This window comes from Nonomuraea turkmeniaca (assembly GCF_005889735.1).
Lineage (GTDB): Bacteria > Actinomycetota > Actinomycetes > Streptosporangiales > Streptosporangiaceae > Nonomuraea > Nonomuraea turkmeniaca.
Window position 1 is genome coordinate 1 of the sequence record NZ_VCKY01000242.1, and the last position, 16,108, is coordinate 16,108.

Below are 16,108 nucleotides of genomic sequence, written 5' to 3' on the forward strand. Positions count from 1 at the left end.
GATGGCCCGGATCGAGCGACACGAACAGAAAGAGCACCACTTCCAGCAACCCGCCGGCTGCGGCCACCAGCCTGTCGCACTACCAGCGGCCCTGTGAACCCTCGAATGACTTACGAACTGGACCACTAAGCCACCCCCAATCACTGACCGTGACCGCTCCCCATCAAGTGCACCAGACCCCAGTAAATGGCCGGGAATCTCCGGAGCTACTCGGCCGGACATGATCTCTTGACGACAGAGTAGGGCCCCGCCGTGGCAGGACCGGAGGTTGTGGTTGTCGATGTGAGAACCGCTTCGTTCATGCGCCGAGTGACGTCGGCCGGGGCCGCGGCGATGACGTCATTGAGCGCGGCCATGGAGGCCTGAAGGTCGTTGATAGCCTGAGCGATGCGGTCGCGCTCCTGGTGGAGGTCGGCGAGCAGGTCTGAGCAGGTGGGGACGAGACGGTCGCCGGTGTCCCCCAGGCACGGCAGGACCGTAGTGATTGTTGAGGTGCTCAGGCCGGCGGCCAGAAGGCTGCGGATGCGGCGGACGATGGCAACGTCCTCTTCGACGTATTCCCGGTAACCGCTGGGGCGCCGCTGTGGGTGGAGCAGACCCTGCTCCTCGTAGTAGCGCAGAAGGTGCACGGCCACGCCGGTCCGCCGGGACAACTCACCGATACGCACAAAAACCTCCTGATGGCCGCGCGGACCTTGTCCCCTCGACTTGACTCTCATATTGATGTGAGACTTTAGCGTCTGCAGCATGAACGTGAACAAGGGGTTCGCGACGCTCGCGGCATTGTGCGCAAGCGTCTTCGTCGTGGGTACCTCGGAGTACCTGATCGCCGGGCTGCTGCCCCAGGTCGGAGCTGATCTGGACATCTCCGTGGGAACCGCTGGACAAGCGGTGACCGCATACGCGCTCGGAGTGGTGGTCGGAGGGCCCGTCATGGCCCTGCTGACCGCGCGTCTGCCGCGCAAGGGGCTCGCCGTCGGCCTGATGGCGCTGTTCGCGGCAGGCAGCGCAATCAGCGCCGTGGCGCCTTCGTTTGGCCTGCTCCTGGTGGGCCGCGTGGTGTCCTCGCTCAGCCACGCCGCCTTCCTGGCCCTGGCGCTGGTGACGGCGACCCGGGTGGTCCCGGCCGAGAAGACGGGCTCGGCCATCGCCACCGTCGCCTCCGGCTTCACCGTGGCCACGCTCCTCGGGGTGCCCCTGGGGGCGCTGCTCGGGCAGAGTTCCGGATGGCGGGCTCCGTTCGCCGTGCTGACCGCTCTTGCCGTGGCGGGCACCGTTCTCCTGGCCGCGGTGCTGCCCCGGCAGGAGGCGCCGGCCACGCGACTGCGTGACGAGATACGCGTGGTGGCGCGTCGGCCGGTTATGCTCGCCATCGCCACCACCGCGGTGGGCTTCTCCGGGGTCGCCACAGTGTTCACCTACATCGCCCCGCTGCTGACCCGCGTCTCTGGCTTCTCCGCCGCGGCGGTCTCCGGTCTGCTGCTCGCCTACGGCGCGGGCAGTTTCCTCGGCAATCTCACCGCCGGAAAGCTGACCGACAAATCGATGAGCGCAACCGTACGTGGGGTCTTCGGCGGGCTGACGGGGACGCTCCTGCTCATTCCGTTCGCCGCGGTGTGGCAGCCCACCGCCGTGGCCGCGGTCCTGGTGCTCGGCCTGCTCGCCACCGCGACCATCGCCCCGCTGCAGGGACTGATCCTGCACTACGCGGGCGCCGCTCCGACTCTGGCCGTTTCCGTCAACGTGGGTGCCTTCAACCTCGGCGCCGCAGCCGGCTCGGTTATCGGCGGTGCGATCGTCGCCGTCGGCGCTCTGCGCTGGACCGGCCTGGCGGGCGCGGTGCTGAGCCTGATCGGACTGTCCCTCACCTATCTCGTCCTGCCCCGGACACGGACGTCGGCGCAGGACGCCGAACCCGAAGTCTTCACCTCCACCGCCGCCTGATCCCCCGTCCATTCGCCCCGCAAAGGAGGTCGCCATGCACGCGATCCAGATCGCTAGCCACGGCGGACCCGAAGTCTTGTCCGTCCGGGAGGTTCCCCAGCCCGCTCCAGGAGCTGACGAGGTGCTAATCCGTACCGCCGCAAGCAGCCTGAATCCGGTGGACTGGAAGACCCGCGCATGGGAGGTCGGGCCCGAACTCCCCGCCACCTTGGGGTGGGACCTGGCCGGAGTCGTCACCGCCACCAACCACCCCGGCTACCGCCCCGGGGACCAGGTGATCGCGATGTCCGCGCAGATCGCCACCGGCCGCGGTACCTGGGCCGAGCAGGTCGCCCTGCCGGCCCGGCTGCTGGCGGCCGCCCCCACCACGGTTTCGCTGGTGGATGCCGCGTCACTCCCTCTGGCCGGAGTGACGGCGCTGCAGGCCCTCCAGCAGGCAGCAGTCACCGACGGAGACCACGTTCTGATCACCGGCGCGGCCGGTGCCGTGGGTGGCATGGCCGTCCAGCTCGCCCGCCACACCGGGGCCACCGTCGACGCCCTGGTCTCACGCCCCGAGCACCTCGTAGCGGCCCGGGAACTCGGCGCCGAACGCGTCTGGCACGCCCCGGCCGATCTCCCCCGCCGTACCTATACGGCAGTACTGGACACCGCAGGCACCGCCGCGGGCCCCGCCCTCGCGCCGGGAGGACGGTACGTCTCCATCGCTGACCATCCCCTGCCCGACATCCCCGGGGCCGCCAAGAGCTACGTCCAGGAGGATCAGGATCACCTCGCCCACCTCGCCGCCCTCGTGGACAGAGGCGAACTCCGGCTACGCATCGCGCACCGCTACCCCTTCCACGAGGTCCGCAGCGCCCATGAGCGGTTCGAAGCAGGCGGCGTGCTCGGCAAGATACTGCTTATCTTCTGAAAACGACTGTGCCACGCCCCCTCCTTCGTCCCGAGCAGGCCACCTGGCCGAAGCCCTCCCTGGTCAGGTCCTCCGCCCGCAGCTGCGCGAACGGCTCTGCATCTCCGCGAAAGCCGGGGATGGCCCGGTCAGCCCTCGGCGCCGTCGTCCTCGTCGAGGTGGGCCGTGGCCGGGTCGCGCAGCGGCCGCAGCCCTTCACGCGGCGGGGCGGCGGCGAGACGCGAGAGGGCGGAAAGGATCGCCCGGTCCGCCCACGATGGCCTGGGAGCGGCCACCTGGCGGCGGAGCACAGCCAGCTGATGCCGCAGCACCAGGATCTCTGCGTCCTTGGACGCCTGTGATCGGGCGAGCAGCGCGATCCAACCGAATACCCGGAAAACGATCAAGCACAGCAGCCGCAGAGCCACCCCACGATCCTGCCGAAGCCGAGCCATCGAACACAGCAAAACCCCAGATCAAACCCTGTGACACGATATTCGGCACCCACACGCTGGGATACGGTCGCGGTTCGGTCATGCCTTTGGCGTACTGCCGGGCAAAGGGGCTGGCCAGACGGGCGTCCGGCCGTCGATCAAACGTGGCGAAGCGCTACATGTCGGGATGAGACAGGATTTTCTGGGGGCAAACGGGCGTCACGTGCTGGCCTGAATGGGATACGCAGTACGAAACAGGTCGAAGCGCGCGTCGATTTGGCGCTCAACCTGCGGAGCAGATCCTGCCATATGCCACCAGTTAGGCCTAAACACCCGCACTTAGTGGGTGTTTAGGCCTAACTAGGGCGTGTCCCGTGATCATGGCTTTGGTGTGAGTGACGGGCGAGGCGTGTTTGTGCGCGGGCGATGCATCTGCACGGTGCTCGGATGGCTGGGCTTTTGGGCGACAAGCGTAGGTTCGCTGTCGAGGTCGGAGACGGGGACGGCTCGGCGCTGCGTCGGGTGGACCTGTGGATCGCTGATCAGTGGGTGACGTGCGAGGACAACATGGTCTTCGTCAAACAGTTCCGTTCTTACCTGGCACGCACCGCTGCCGGGATCCGCTCCGCTGAGGACCAAGCCCCGCCGTTCGTCGGTTTGTCTCCGGCGGCCATTCACCGGCGGCTTCAGGCCGGGGCCAGGGACGGCGAGCAGGAGTACGAGCGGTTCGGGTTCTTTCATCGCTGGGGCTGGGGCCCACGACCGACAACGTGACGTCATTCCTCTGGCGGGATGGGGTCCGCCTGGTGATCACGTTAGAGTTCTGGCGAGAGGGCCACCTGCTCACACATCCCGAGCATGCGGGAACGGTCTTCGTGGCCAAGCTCCCGGCCGCCGAGTTCGCGGGAATCCTGGAGGAGACGGTGACCATCCTCGGCGATGGTGAGGGGGCGCCCGTCACGTGACGGGGTGGCGGAGCCAGATGCGGATCGAGGCGACGTCGATGGTGCCCAGGTAGATGCGTTCTCTCTTGTCGTAGCGAGTGGCGACGGCGCGGTGCTGGCGAAGTTTGTTGACGCAGCGTTCGACGGTGTTGCGTTCTTTGTAGGCGTCACGGTCGAACACTGGTGGCCGTCCGCCTTTGGAGCTGCGGTTGGCGCGGTGGGCAGCCTGGTCATTCTTGACCGGGATGACGGCCTTGATGCCGCTTCTCCGCAGGTAGAGGCGGTTGGCGCGGGAGGAATAGGCCTTGTCGGCCAAGACACGGGCCGGCTTCGTGCGAGGGCGGCCCACGCCGCGGCGGCGGATGCGAATCGACTCCATAAGCACGATGAACTTCGGGCAGTCAGCGTGCTGGCCGGGCGAGGTGAGCCGGGCGATCGGGCGGCAGCGCCGGTCGGCGGCCAGGTGGATCTTCGTGGTCAGGCCGCCTCGGGACCGGCCGAGCGCTTCGCGACCGCCCTTCGTCACCCGTTCGTGATCATTACCAGCCCCTTTTGGGTGATGTCGACGGCCGGGGCATGTCGTGCTTCAGCGGCATGCTGGTGCGCCCGCACGATCGTAGAGTCCGCGCTGATCGTCCAGTCCTCGCCCTCGGCTTCGTCACACCCGGCCCGTAGTCCGTCCAGGATCTGTTCCCACGTCCCGTCCAGCGACCATCGGCGATGCCGGTTGTAGACCGTCTTCCACCTGCCGTAACACGGCGGCAAGTCCCGCCAGGCGCAACTCGTCCGGGTCCGGAAGAACACTCCGTTAATCACCGTCCGATGATCGCTCCATCGTGCCCCGTGCACGTTCTGCGCAGGGAGCAGCGGCGCCAGTCGCGCCCACTCCTCGTCTCTAAGGTCATGACGCTTCAGACGCTCCCCGTCCACACGGATGATCTACACCAAACCGCCATCAAAGATCACGGGACACTCCCTAGTGGCATATGAAGGCTTCTGCTCCGCAGGTTGATCACCGGATCGGCGCACTCTTTGACCCGTTACGGTACTCAATCGGCGATTCAGGCCTACGCATCGCGCCCGTCTGGCCCCGAAAGCTCCTGTCTCGTCCCAACTTGCGGTACCTCGCCCATGTTTGATCGACGGCCGGATAGCCGTCTGGCCAGCCACTTCACGCAGCAGTACGCCGAAGACATGACCGAACCGCGACCGTACCCCAGCGACCTGTCCGACGCCCGCTGGGCGCTCGTCGAGCCCGTGCTGACCGCCTGGCGAGCCCAACGCCGCGCAGGCGCCCTGGACATCGGACGCCCTCCCGAACACGACCTGCGCACCGTCCTCAACGCGATCCTCTACGTCAACCGCACCGGCATCCCCTGGCGCTTGAAGGGTGTCAATACTCCCATTCACGGTCGTGAGCTGCTGGTTTGTCTTGCCTTCCTGGTCGGAGCAGGGGCCTGGGTCGGGCATGCTCGAGGCTCGTGACACTCCGTCTCTTCTATCTGATCTTCTGCCGCATTCTGGCCTGGCTGACCCTGCTCGCTCGTAGCGACGCGACCAATAATATGGAGATCCTCGTACTGCGACATGAGGTCGCAGTGCTCCGCCGTCAGGTTGGCCGTCCGAGGCTGTCGTGGACGGATCGAGCGGTGCTGTCCGCGCTGGCCCGAGGGCTGCCGACGGCGCTGCGCGCTCACCGACTGGTGACACCAGGGACGCTGCTGCGCTGGCACCGGCGCCTGATCGCACGCCACTGGACCTACCCGCACCGGAGGATGGGACGGCCTGCGACCGATCCGGCGGTCGTGGCGTTGATCCAGCAGTTAGCACGGGAGAATCCGCGCTGGGGCTACGAACGCATGCGTGGCGAACTACTGCATTTGGGCCACCAAGTCAGCGGTGCGACGATCCGCCGAGTCCTCAAACGAGCGCGCTTGGGTCCGGCGCCGCGACGGACCGACGACCGCTGGCGCGATTTTCTCCGTGCTCATGCCGGGAGCACGCTGGCATGTGATTTCTTCGCGGTGGACACCGTCACGCTGCGCCGATTGTACGTCTTCTTCGTGGTGGAGGTCGGCACCCGGTTCGTGCACGTGCTCGGCGTGACCGCCCACCCTGATGGCGCATGGGTTGCCCAGCAAGCCCGGAACCTCCTCTCCGACCTGAAGGACCGGGCCGGCGCGTTCCGGTTCCTGATACGGGATCGGGACGCGAAGTTCACCAGCAGCTTTGATGAGGTGTTCGCAGGCGACGACATTGACGTGCTGAAGATCCCGCCGCGGTCGCCTCGCGCGAATGCGTTCGCCGAGCGATGGGTCAGGACCGCACGCACGGAGTGCACCGACAGGCTGCTGATCTTTGGCGAGCGGCACCTTCGCACCGTGCTGAACGAATATGCTGATCATTACAATCGGCACAAGCCGCACCGCTCCCTCGGCCTTCGAGCTCCCACGGACGACTCCGACGTGATCCCGCTGCCGACGGACCGAATCGAGCGCCGCGAAGTTCTCGGCGGGCTGATCAACGAGTACCAGCGAGCCGGCTGACCAACGAGGTGCAGTCATAAAGAGGCAGGTCACGGCCTAGGCTTAGTTTTGACACCCTTCAGGCCTCATCAACGAGTACCGGATCGCCAGCTGATCAGATGGCCAGCTGACACCACCCGAGAACCGGCAGGTCAGACACCGCACCCTATTTATGAGCCCCACAGGCTCAGCGTGCGCACCGGCCGCCCGCTACTGCCTCATCCGCTCCTACCTCGGCACCGCCCGCAACCACGGCATCCATCCCCTCGACGCCCTCCGCGACGCGCTCGCCGGGAATCTCTGGATGCCGCCACAAACCGCCTAATTAATCACTGGCCTGAATGGATACATCGCTACCTGCTGGTTACCCAACAGACCGCCGACGGCGACGAAGCCATGAGTCCCCTGCTTGTCCACGCCATGCTCACACCGCTGGGCATAAGCCCGACACGACTAAGGCAGGACCGGATCCTCGATGAGGCTAAACACACAGAAGATCCGATACATCTCATGAAGGTGTTCGGGATCAGCGACTCAACAGCGATGAAATATATCTACGCAGCTCACCCCGACCGCCAGTCGGTGATTCCGAGATAGGCTCACTGGCTTCTCTATTCGAGCTGGCGATTCGGCGAAACTATGGATGATCGTGATGAAGGGAGGAGCGCATCGGGGGGGCATCCTTCGGCACTGACCGCTCGCGCGATGCGGCGCCCAACAACCCGCTCGGCCTCGGCGAGCGGGTACCAGCCGGCACCCTTCACCTCGGACTCCTGGATGCGCCCCACGTCCGCGTGCGCTGTCACGAAGGCGTACCCGATGTCGAGGTGGTAGTGACCCGGCTCGCCCTTCTCGGGTCGCGCTGGAACCGGACCGCACTCGATGTAGGCGGGGCTCTGTGAGACAAGGAGGATAGTGTCAGGGTCGACACCAGTCTCCTCTGTCAGTTCACGCATCGAAGCGACGATAAGGGAGCTGTCCGACGGTTCGACATGGCCACCAGGCTGCAACATGATCCCGTACGCACAATGTTCAACGAGCAGAATTTCGGCGTCATTGCGGACTAGCAGCGCACCGACAGTCACGTGCATCGGGAACGTCCGTCGCGAGGCGAAATCCCCTCCTTGGGAAAGGAACTGAACCGGCTCAGCCAGCAGTTCAGCCTCGTCCGGGTGGCGCTCAAGGTAGGCGGAAAGCGTGCTCAAAATGTCCGCATCACTAATCGCCACAGGCCACTTCCAGGGCGAGCGCGGCGCAACCATCCTCATAGCTTCCGCCGAGCTGATCAGGGACGTGGTCGGAGGCTAGCAGCACCATGGCCTGGCGGGGCGGGACGCCACCGGGGACGGACGAGTCCATGCCCGCCACAGTAGCCCACCTCGCCACGTACGTGGCGAGGAGACACAGGTGTTGCGCGCCCACGGCGGAGCCCGAGATCACCGATGTGGCCGCCATCATCGCCGTGCCCACCACGGTGTTCGGGTTCTACGGCCAGAACATCCCCTTCCCCTGGCTCCGAACAGTCCAGCGGATTCTGGACCTCCCACCATCATCACCGCCGCCGCCTGCCTGCTGCCGTCGTCAGCGACTGGGCGACCTCAGCACAGAGCGCTCCGCCGCTGGCTCCGCCACCGCCGCGCCACCTCCAACCCACACGTCCTCATCAGCGACAAGACCGCCCACGGCACCGGCCCGATCAGCCAGCGATTCGTGACGCTGCGGATGAACCGCACTGGATGCAGCGTCGACCGGATGCGCAAAGACCGCATCCTCCACGAAGCCCTCGCCGCGAGGGCGGACCCGCTCCACCTGTCGCGTCACTATGATGACGAACGGGCGGTGCGAATCCGGCTGCGGCGCGAATCCGGACACAGTCCAACCCTTGTCACATGCGCGCCGGTTCGCGGGAGTTGTCGGCCGTCTCCGCCAGGTGCCAGGACGTGACACTCACCGAGTCCCCGACGGTGAGTTCGCCCGGGCGTACGACAGAGAACTTGACACCGAACGCGACCCCGGCCCCGGCCCCGGCCGCCCGCCGGTACGTGGCGAGCGTTCGCAGGGGCTCGGGGCCTGCCTTGCCGCCGGTGTCCTGGTCGACCATCGTGACGGCGCATCGGATGGCGGGCTTGGCGTAACCGAGTTCGGCGGTGCCGATGACGAGGCGGCGTATGCGGTCCTCCAGGTGCGGCTCATCCCATCCGTCGAGCACGATGTTGGGGCGGAAGCGCTCCATGGGCAACGGCACGTCCAGGCGCCGGTTCAGCTCGTCGAGCGAGGCCCGGGAGACGGCGTGGACCGGGCTGCTGTCGGCATAGCCCGAGGTCCCCGGCGTCCAGCCGTCCGTCACCCGATCATGTTCCGGCGGCACCCGGACGAGCCGGCGCGGCGCGCCCAGCAGCGCCGAGAGCCACGTGGCGGCGTCCTTGCCCTGGTCGATGCCGAAGTAGGGGGTCCCGAACAGCCGTACCGGCCGCCGCGCAGAGGACAGATCGACGTCGAGGTGCAGATCGGCGACGCCGGGCGCGCGCAGCGTGAGACGCGAGCCAGCCGCGTCGATCGCGGGCCGGATGATCGCCAGCAGCGGATCGCGCCGCTGGCTGCGGAAGCCGCCGTCGTCATCGACCACCATGAAAACGCGATCGTGATCGACACCGGTCGCCGCCAGCGTGGCATGCGTCAGCTCGATCCCGGCACATCCCTTGACGGGATAGGTGATCAGCCGCCGGACGACGCAGGACACCTCATGCTCACTCATGACACAGAAAGTACAAACGTCATCTCACCTTCGGCAGGCAAGGAAACGAAACATGACACAATCTGGTTAATTTAGGGATATTCGTGCTTAGCGCGGGTCGTCCGTCCGCTCAGCATTTTCAGAGCGGTAGCGGCCTCGCCGCCGTCCATCGCAAGTCTCCGGACGTTCGGCAAGAAGTGTGTCCTAGCTTCCTGAAGACCCGGAGCGTTGACAAGGCGCCCGCGCGGACCTTGATGATGCAGGGCCGGATCTCCGTCCCGCCGGAGCCGGCATGGGGGCGGGTCAGGCGTGTGCTGGCGGGCGGGCTCGCGCCCGGGGCAGTCGACGCGGAGTTCGATCGCCGGCAGCGGCTGTGTAGGCACGGCTGGTCCAGCAGACCCGCAGAAGTGCGGCGCGACGGAATCCTCGGCGGACGCCGACATCACCGTCACGTCCCTGCTGGCGCAGGTGAAATGGGCGGTCGATCGGGCGGGCCGGCTGGAGCGCGGAGTGGAGCGGCAGCGCGAGGCGCACCGGATCCCGATCGGCGATGCCGAGCGGCTGCCCGCGGTGGCCGGCGTCGACCTGGACGCGGTCTATGACGCCGGCTACAGGCCGCGCGGGCGCACCGCGACTCTCGGGTGCTGGTTGGGCTGGGTCATGTGGCACCGCTCCGGCCCGCCGGAGCGCGGGCAGATCTGCACCCCAAGCTCTGCACCATGGCGCGCTGCGGGTAGGTGCAGCTTCAGAACGAGCAGGCGCGGGTGCTGGGCTCGCGGGTGCTGGGCTCGCGGGTGCTGGGCTCGCGCTTGCCGAGCGTGCGTTCGCGGCGGCCGGGCCGCCGGCGATCCGCATCCGGTGCGGGGTCGCGGAGGCGGAGTGTCAACGACACGGTGAAGGGGTTGGCGGCGCGGGTCTGCCCTCCCCCTCGTCCAGAGCCCGAAGCGGACACGAGTCGGGAGGGGCGGGGCAAGCTAAATGACCTCTGCGGGTTGACATTCTCGGCAGCCGTAGGGTCCGCAGTCCTCGAAGCACAGCACACGGACAAGCGCGGGGCAGCGCTTCCCCTCACGGGCACCGATATCGGGTCGAGCATCGCGCGCGGCTGTGCCTGAAGAGGACCTGGATGGCGCCGAGGCGTAAGCGCCATTGTTGTGAACGCATGTTCATGCTACTGTCGTGGACAGCTGTTCACGATGGCGTGAACGCTTCGAGCAACCGCCTCAATGCCTAGGCGGCCCGCGGATCCGCAACAGCCGACGCACCTCGTCGCGGCATACCCTCGCGTCCTAAGTGATCTGCCAGGCCCACCGGCCGAGGATGCCGCGTCCAGCACCCAATTCCCGTTGGAGGCCACATGACCACTGATCGCAAAAGCCCCACCATCCGTACGTCCAGGACGAACGTGCAGGTGCTGGCGTGGTGCAGCGCCAACGCGCTGATCACCACCGTTCATCACGTGTACGGCGCCGTCATCTACGGCACCCCGGGGCGCTACCACGCCGTCCTCGCCGCCGCGCTGCTGCTGGCCCTGGACGTGGCCGCATACGCTTGGGCCCGGCGCCCGGCCGGCGATGACGCTGTCGCCCGGGTGGCTTGGTGGATCCACTGGTCGGTGTCCCTGGTCGGTTTCGTTCTTTCGTTCGGGCTCTTCGAGGGCCTGTACACCCACGTGCTCTCCCCGCTCCTCCAAGGGGGCTACGTGACGCCTGGGCAGCCGTTCGACCTGTTCTTCGAGGCCACCGGCGTGCTGCACGTCCTCCCCGCCGCCGTGACGGCGCTGCTGCTCGTGCGCCTGTTGCGCGAGCGCGGCCAGGCGGTGACCGCGTGAGCGACAGCACCAGAGCATGGCAGCATGCGCACCGGATCGCGGGCAGGCCGTTGATCGGCAGCACCCAGCCCGCCCGCCACGACGGGCGCCGCCTGCGCGCAGCGGAATCTGACCAGTGGCGGGAGTACCGCCGCGCTGCGGGCGCTGTCCACGACGGAAGGCGTCAAGGCCACGTCGGGAGCCTGTGGTCCCGGATCTTTCACGAACGAGTCAGGACGAGACCCGTATGAACGTCATAGTCCTGGGCGGCTACGGTGCCATCGGCTCCCAAGCGGTCGCTTATCTCCGGGAGATGGCTGCGCACGTCCTGGCCGCGGGACGTGATCCAAAGCGCGCCGATCTGCTGATTGACGCCGGTCATCCCCACGGTCTCGATCGCGTGTTGAAGGACGTGGACGTGGTGCTCAACTGCGCCGGCACAGAAGATGCCGCCCTGGCGGACCAGGTCACCCGCCACGGCGCGGCTTTCGTGGACATCACGGCGAGCACGGACTACACAACCGCCGTCGAACGCCTCAAGCCGTCCGCCCCCATCCTGCTCAGCGTGGGCTTGGGCCCAGGCTTGACCAACCTGCTCGCCGCCGCTGTCCAGCGCGACGCGCCAGCCCAGCCCATCGACATCGCTTTGTTGCTCGGCGCCGGTGAGCGCTACGGCAAGGCTTCCACCGCCTGGGCGTACCAGTTGCTCGGTCAGGACTTCGCCGATCCGGCGACGGGCGAAAGGATCCGCAACTACAGCCGTCCCCGGCTCTTCCACCTGCCCGGGTACGGGGTGCGCCGTCTGCTTCGGGCCGACTACAGCGACCAGCACGTCCTCCACCTCGACCTCAGCGTGCCCGTCCGTACGTACTTCGGGCTCACGTCACGTCTGGCGACCGCCGCCCTGGCCACCCTGACGCGTCTTCCCGCGGCCGCGCACGCGGCGCCTTCCTGGCACCTCCCAGGCGATCAACGATGGTTGGCCCTGGCGCGCAGCGCCGACGGCCGCACCCATACGCTCGGCGGCCGAATCCAGGCGCATGCCACCGCCGCGATAGCCGCCATCGCCGCGCTGAAGGCCGCCCACCTACCGCGCGGGGTCCGCCACCTCCACCACGTACTGGATCTATCGGAGTTGTAAGGAATTAACCTGTCGGCGTGTCGCATTCTGGCAGCGCGGTTCAGCTGGCGGCCACCGCCGATTCAGAGCGAAGGCGACGCCTCCAACTGCCGCACGAGCTGCTCGAGAACATCGTCGGGGATCGTTATACGCCACCAACAAGACCCGAGATCCGAAAGCAACGCGTTATTTCTTGACGGCTTCATCGAACATCGCAGCTCTGCCGATCAGGCTCCACCCCTGGTATCCGCCACCCCCCAAGCCGAACCACTAAAGCCCACTCGAGAACAGGTACGGTCATGCCTCTTATCACGGTCACCCGGTTCCAGATCGATCCCGCCGACGCCGAACAGTTGCGGGCCCGGCACGCCGCCCTCGTCGCCGCGACCAGAGCCGCAGTGCCAGGGCTCGGCGAGGTGTGGCTGGGCAGAGTCGACGATGAGCACTGGGCCGGCATCTGGCGCTGGGACTCGGCCGCCAGCTTGGCGGCGGCCCGGCAGGCAGTGGCCGGCAGCCCCGAAGCCGCCGCCGCGTTCGCGCTGACCCGGGAGGCTGGCGCAGAAGATTTCGAGATCCTCGACGAGCACTGACGATCCGCAGCCGACGCCGACCGGATCATCTTACGCGCCCCCGTAGTCCCAAATGGGGCGCGGTAGCCGACAGCGGCCACCCAGAGCATCCGGTGACGCTGCGGGAAGCGCGGAGGGGAATCCAGCAGGTCGTGCCAGTCCGCGGGCGAATGAATCGGCGTCACCGAGAACGGCTCGCTGAGGGTACCGCCTTCGCGGTGAAGAAGCTTTCGCTCTCATCGATCCCGATCCTCGCCCCAGATCGCGAACAACAGTTCACAACCCCAGGTTCACAAGGAGTCATCACTGCCATGGACGTCGTCAACCACGATCAATTCCAGGCCTGGAACGGCGCCGAGGGCGCCGCGTGGGCTAAATCCCCGAAGCAGGGCGAGAATCGGGGCTTCACGGAGACCTGCCTGCGCCTGATCGCCATCGCCGGCATCGGCCCGGAGGACCGGGTGCTCGACATAGGGTGCGGAACGGGCGAGACCACCCTGCTGGCGGCGCGGCAGGCCACCGCCGGGGGCGCCGTCGGCGTGGACCTGTCGGCGCCGATGCTGCGTCGGGCCCGCCGCGCCGCCGCGGCGGCCGGGATCGGCAACGTCGTCTTCGAGCAGGCCGACGCCCAGATTCACTCGTTCCCCGAGGGCTCTTTCGATGTGGCCATCAGCATGTACGGCGTCATGTTCTTCGCCGACCCGGTGGCCGCGTTCGCCAACATCGGGCGGGCGCTGAGGCCGGGCGGGCGCTTGGCCGTCGTGTGCCCGCAGCAACCCGAGGAGTGCGGGTGGTACGTGATCCCCGTCGCAGCCCTGCTCGGCGTCCCGCCAGCGCCTCGCGACGTGGTCGCCCAGTATCCAGGCGAGCGCCCTGCCATGTTCTCCCTGTCAGATCCCGCTCGTCTGCACGACGTCCTGGTCAGGGCCGGCTTCGCGGACGCATCGGTCGAACCGGCACGGCTGCCGCAGGACTTTGGCCGAACGGCGGACGAGGCCGCCGAGACCCTTCTCGCCAGCGGCCCCACGCGTTACCTCCTCGAGCAGGACGAACTGCTCTCCTGGGAGGAGGCGCGGGCCAGGCTGGAGGCCGCGCTGAAGCCGTACGAGAGCTCTGCGGGCGTGCTGCTGCCGGGCGCCCAGTGGCTGGTCACCGCGCACGCGCCGGGCTCGCTGGGAAAACGCCGCCAGCTATCATGAACCACCGTTCATGATAGGCTTCGGAGCCACGATGCAGCCGCAACACTGTGGAGGGGTCATAGCACCGGCCCGACGTGGGGCCGCCGCGACGGCGGCGCTGCACGCTTCGATGATCGACCACGCCGCCCGGCTCGTCCGCCGTGACGGGGCCGACGCCCTCACCATGCGGGCGCTGGCTCACGAGGTCGGATGCTCCCTCGGCATGCTGTACAAGATCTTCGATAGCCGGGAAGCGCTCATTTTCGCGGTCGTGGACCGGCAGTTCCAGGACCTCACGACAAGCCTGGAGGAAATCGTGGCGCAGGCCGGCACGGGCACCGTGGCGGAAAACCTGGGCCGGTTCGCCGATGTGCTGCTGGGCCCCGCCGCCGAAGTGATCAAGCTGGCCGCCGGGGTGCCCGTACAGGAAGGGGGCTTCCACGACTCGGCCTTGGGCAGCGGGTTCGTCGACGCCCTGCCGACCACCGTCACCCGCTACATCGCCGCCGAGAAGCGCCTGGACCGGATCGGGGCTCGGGTGGACGAGCACGCGATCGGGTTTCTGGTGACCGGAGCGGTGCACAACCTGCTCGTCTCCGGCGAGGCGTACCCCCGGCCGTCGCTGTCCGAGGTCCGGGAGTTGCTGGGCGCCCTCGCCGAGATCCTGGTGGACGGGTCCTGAGCCCGGCGAGGCCATAGCCTATCCCGCGGAGGGACCCGCAGGCGCTTTCCGAGCGGATCGGCCATCAGATCGGCCATCATCAGATCGGCCATGGCCGGACTCAGGCATGTCGGCGGCTTCGGTAGGCGGCGGTCTTGGCGCGTGCCGTGCACGAGCTACTGCAGTAGCGCCGCGATCCGTTGCGGGTGAGGTCGATGTAGACGGCGTCGCACCGGTGAGCTTCACACTGCCCGAACCGGTCCGGACCGTAGCCGTCCACGATCAGCGCCAGCGCGGTGGCGAACTCGCCTCCCAACGCTTCCACGCAGGTGCCGCCTGACCCGTGAAAATGCAGGTGGAACGGCTGGCCGACATCCTCGACCAGGTACGGTTGGGCGCCGTATTTACGAATCATGGCGTTGATGAGCGCCGCCTGATCCGCGGCTTGTTCGGCCATCAGCACCTCGCGCAGTTCCCTCGCAAGTTCCCCGAGACGAACGTCCGCGTCGAGATCGTCCAGCACCGCTTTCCGGGTGCGCTCACCGACCAGGGCGACGAATTCCCTCACCAGGTCATCGCCCTCCAGACATGGCGTCTCGGCGCCGCCCCGCCAGGGGGAGGTCGCCACATTGACCAGTTCGGCGATCACCGGGGCTTGACGTGTGACGTTACAGGCTATCTCCACTTGACCAGTAACCATCCTCATGGTTCGTTATGTACCAAACACGTTTTGATGGTAACGGAGCCTTTGTGGTCACCTCCTACCGCCGCCTCCTGTCCCACTCCGGTGTGCCCTACCTGCTTGTCGTCGCGCTGACGGTCAAGCTGAGCACGCCGGTGCTCAGTCTCGCGCTGCTCCTGGCAGCCCTCGAACCACTCGGCTCATACACGGCAGCCGGGTTCGTCCTCACCGGACATGCCCTGGCGCTCGCCATGTCCGCGCCGCTCGGCGGCCGGCTCGTTGACCGCCACGGCAGGCGCCGGGTCCTCACGGTCTACCTCGCTGCCCACGTGGTGTCCTACGGTCTTCTGCTGATGGCCCACCAAGCGGGGTCCGCCGCGATGATCGGCGCGGCGGTCCTCCTGGGCGCGACCACCCCGCCCGTCACGGCCGTCGTCAGGGGCCTCTGGCCGGAGATCGTCCCGCCTGACGCGGTGCAGGCCGCCTACTCCCTCTTAATCGGCTAATGCGCATGTTTCCCCAGGTCAGCGACACGCCGTGATCTGGTACCTGCTGGCCGGATGGGGTCATCGCGGGTACATCTGTTCTCATGATCGAACAAGGGCTCCGGCTGGA

General features: G+C 67.3%; 20 protein-coding genes and 1 pseudogene. 13 read left to right on the forward strand and 8 right to left on the reverse strand.

Translation table 11 applies throughout. The features are described 5' to 3' along the window. Nucleotides 1–206: 206 nt before the first annotated feature. Nucleotides 207–749 (reverse strand): MerR family transcriptional regulator, encoded by a 543-nt coding sequence (locus ETD86_RS59785; RefSeq protein WP_342779351.1) that lies wholly within the window; start codon nt 747–749, stop codon nt 207–209. Here ETD86_RS59785 and ETD86_RS44195 point away from each other — a divergent pair. Continuing rightward, the gene (locus ETD86_RS44195; protein WP_211370693.1) at nt 748–1,944 is read left to right on the forward strand and encodes an MFS transporter; all 1,197 of its coding nucleotides are present in this window, start codon (nt 748–750) and stop codon (nt 1,942–1,944) included. The genes ETD86_RS59785 and ETD86_RS44195 overlap by 2 nt on opposite strands. 34 nt (nt 1,945–1,978) lie before the next feature. After that, nucleotides 1,979–2,857, forward strand: a complete 879-nt coding sequence (locus tag ETD86_RS44200; RefSeq protein WP_138672611.1) for an NADP-dependent oxidoreductase — start codon at nt 1,979–1,981, stop codon at nt 2,855–2,857. Nucleotides 2,858–2,985: 128 nt separating this feature from the next. On the opposite strand, the gene ETD86_RS44205 is transcribed toward ETD86_RS44200, so the two are convergent. Then, nucleotides 2,986–3,264, reverse strand: coding sequence for a hypothetical protein (locus tag ETD86_RS44205; protein ID WP_138672612.1), 279 nt, complete (start codon nt 3,262–3,264; stop codon nt 2,986–2,988). 453 nt (nt 3,265–3,717) lie between these two features. On the opposite strand from ETD86_RS44205, the gene ETD86_RS57535 reads away from it, so the two are divergent. Then, nucleotides 3,718–4,044 (forward strand): hypothetical protein, encoded by a 327-nt coding sequence (locus tag ETD86_RS57535; protein ID WP_211370694.1) that lies wholly within the window; start codon nt 3,718–3,720, stop codon nt 4,042–4,044. Nucleotides 4,045–4,076: 32 nt separating this feature from the next. Then, nucleotides 4,077–4,235, forward strand: coding sequence for a hypothetical protein (locus ETD86_RS57540; RefSeq protein WP_211370695.1), 159 nt, complete (start codon nt 4,077–4,079; stop codon nt 4,233–4,235). Here the strand turns inward: ETD86_RS57540 and ETD86_RS44215 are convergent. After that, nucleotides 4,228–5,129, reverse strand: a protein-coding gene (locus ETD86_RS44215; protein ID WP_425465696.1) for an IS5 family transposase whose coding sequence is annotated in 2 segments (ribosomal slippage) — nt 4,228–4,779 and nt 4,782–5,129 — 900 coding nt in all. Because the reading frame shifts where the segments join, the coding sequence is not laid out codon by codon here. The genes ETD86_RS57540 and ETD86_RS44215 overlap by 8 nt on opposite strands. A 279-nt stretch (nt 5,130–5,408) precedes the next feature. On the opposite strand from ETD86_RS44215, the pseudogene ETD86_RS58735 reads away from it, so the two are divergent. From ETD86_RS58735 to ETD86_RS56015, 3 genes and pseudogenes are all read left to right on the forward strand, one after another. Further along, a pseudogene (locus tag ETD86_RS58735) lies at nt 5,409–5,627 on the forward strand (transposase); the annotation flags it as partial. A gap of 68 nt (nt 5,628–5,695) precedes the next feature. Further along, nucleotides 5,696–6,760, forward strand: a complete 1,065-nt coding sequence (locus ETD86_RS44225) for an integrase core domain-containing protein (protein WP_138672613.1) — start codon at nt 5,696–5,698, stop codon at nt 6,758–6,760. 151 nt (nt 6,761–6,911) lie between these two features. Further along, entirely contained in the window at nt 6,912–7,064 is a 153-nt protein-coding gene (locus ETD86_RS56015; RefSeq protein WP_170223590.1) for a hypothetical protein, read from the forward strand. A gap of 286 nt (nt 7,065–7,350) precedes the next feature. Here ETD86_RS56015 and ETD86_RS44235 read toward each other — a convergent pair whose 3' ends face one another. The 4 genes from ETD86_RS44235 to ETD86_RS56025 all read right to left on the reverse strand — a co-directional run bounded on the left by ETD86_RS44235 (nt 7,351) and on the right by ETD86_RS56025 (nt 10,365). Then, nucleotides 7,351–7,968 (reverse strand): NUDIX hydrolase, encoded by a 618-nt coding sequence (locus tag ETD86_RS44235; protein WP_138672615.1) that lies wholly within the window; start codon nt 7,966–7,968, stop codon nt 7,351–7,353. After that, entirely contained in the window at nt 7,958–8,098 is a 141-nt protein-coding gene (locus ETD86_RS56020) for a hypothetical protein (protein ID WP_170223591.1), read from the reverse strand. Before ETD86_RS56020 ends, ETD86_RS44235 begins: the two co-directional genes overlap by 11 nt. Before the next feature lie 526 nt (nt 8,099–8,624). Next, nucleotides 8,625–9,494, reverse strand: coding sequence for an MOSC domain-containing protein (locus tag ETD86_RS44240; protein WP_138672616.1), 870 nt, complete (start codon nt 9,492–9,494; stop codon nt 8,625–8,627). 724 nt (nt 9,495–10,218) lie between these two features. Further along, the gene (locus tag ETD86_RS56025) at nt 10,219–10,365 is read right to left on the reverse strand and encodes a hypothetical protein (protein WP_170223592.1); all 147 of its coding nucleotides are present in this window, start codon (nt 10,363–10,365) and stop codon (nt 10,219–10,221) included. A 465-nt stretch (nt 10,366–10,830) separates the two neighbouring features. Between ETD86_RS56025 and ETD86_RS44245 the strand changes: the two genes are divergently transcribed. The 5 genes from ETD86_RS44245 (at nt 10,831) to ETD86_RS44265 (ending at nt 14,832) form a co-directional block, all read left to right on the forward strand. Continuing rightward, nucleotides 10,831–11,304, forward strand: coding sequence for a hypothetical protein (locus ETD86_RS44245; protein ID WP_138672617.1), 474 nt, complete (start codon nt 10,831–10,833; stop codon nt 11,302–11,304). Nucleotides 11,305–11,530: 226 nt separating this feature from the next. Then, entirely contained in the window at nt 11,531–12,424 is an 894-nt protein-coding gene (locus ETD86_RS44250; RefSeq protein WP_138672618.1) for a saccharopine dehydrogenase family protein, read from the forward strand. Nucleotides 12,425–12,702: 278 nt separating this feature from the next. After that, on the forward strand, nt 12,703–12,993 hold the full coding sequence (locus tag ETD86_RS44255) for an antibiotic biosynthesis monooxygenase (RefSeq protein WP_138672619.1): 291 nt from the start codon (nt 12,703–12,705) through the stop codon (nt 12,991–12,993). Between the two features lie 149 nt (nt 12,994–13,142). Next, a complete protein-coding gene (locus ETD86_RS44260) occupies nt 13,143–14,171 on the forward strand; it encodes a class I SAM-dependent methyltransferase (RefSeq protein WP_138672620.1) in 1,029 nt (342 codons plus the stop codon). Nucleotides 14,172–14,280: 109 nt separating this feature from the next. Beyond that, nucleotides 14,281–14,832, forward strand: a complete 552-nt coding sequence (locus ETD86_RS44265) for a TetR/AcrR family transcriptional regulator (RefSeq protein ID WP_170223593.1) — start codon at nt 14,281–14,283, stop codon at nt 14,830–14,832. A gap of 100 nt (nt 14,833–14,932) precedes the next feature. On the opposite strand, the gene ETD86_RS44270 is transcribed toward ETD86_RS44265, so the two are convergent. Continuing rightward, nucleotides 14,933–15,460 (reverse strand): CGNR zinc finger domain-containing protein, encoded by a 528-nt coding sequence (locus tag ETD86_RS44270; protein WP_211370698.1) that lies wholly within the window; start codon nt 15,458–15,460, stop codon nt 14,933–14,935. A 101-nt stretch (nt 15,461–15,561) separates the two neighbouring features. Between ETD86_RS44270 and ETD86_RS44275 the strand changes: the two genes are divergently transcribed. Further along, nucleotides 15,562–15,999: an MFS transporter gene (locus ETD86_RS44275; RefSeq protein WP_170223594.1), complete on the forward strand. Its 438-nt coding sequence runs from the start codon at nt 15,562–15,564 to the stop codon at nt 15,997–15,999. Nucleotides 16,000–16,108: the final 109 nt, after the last annotated feature.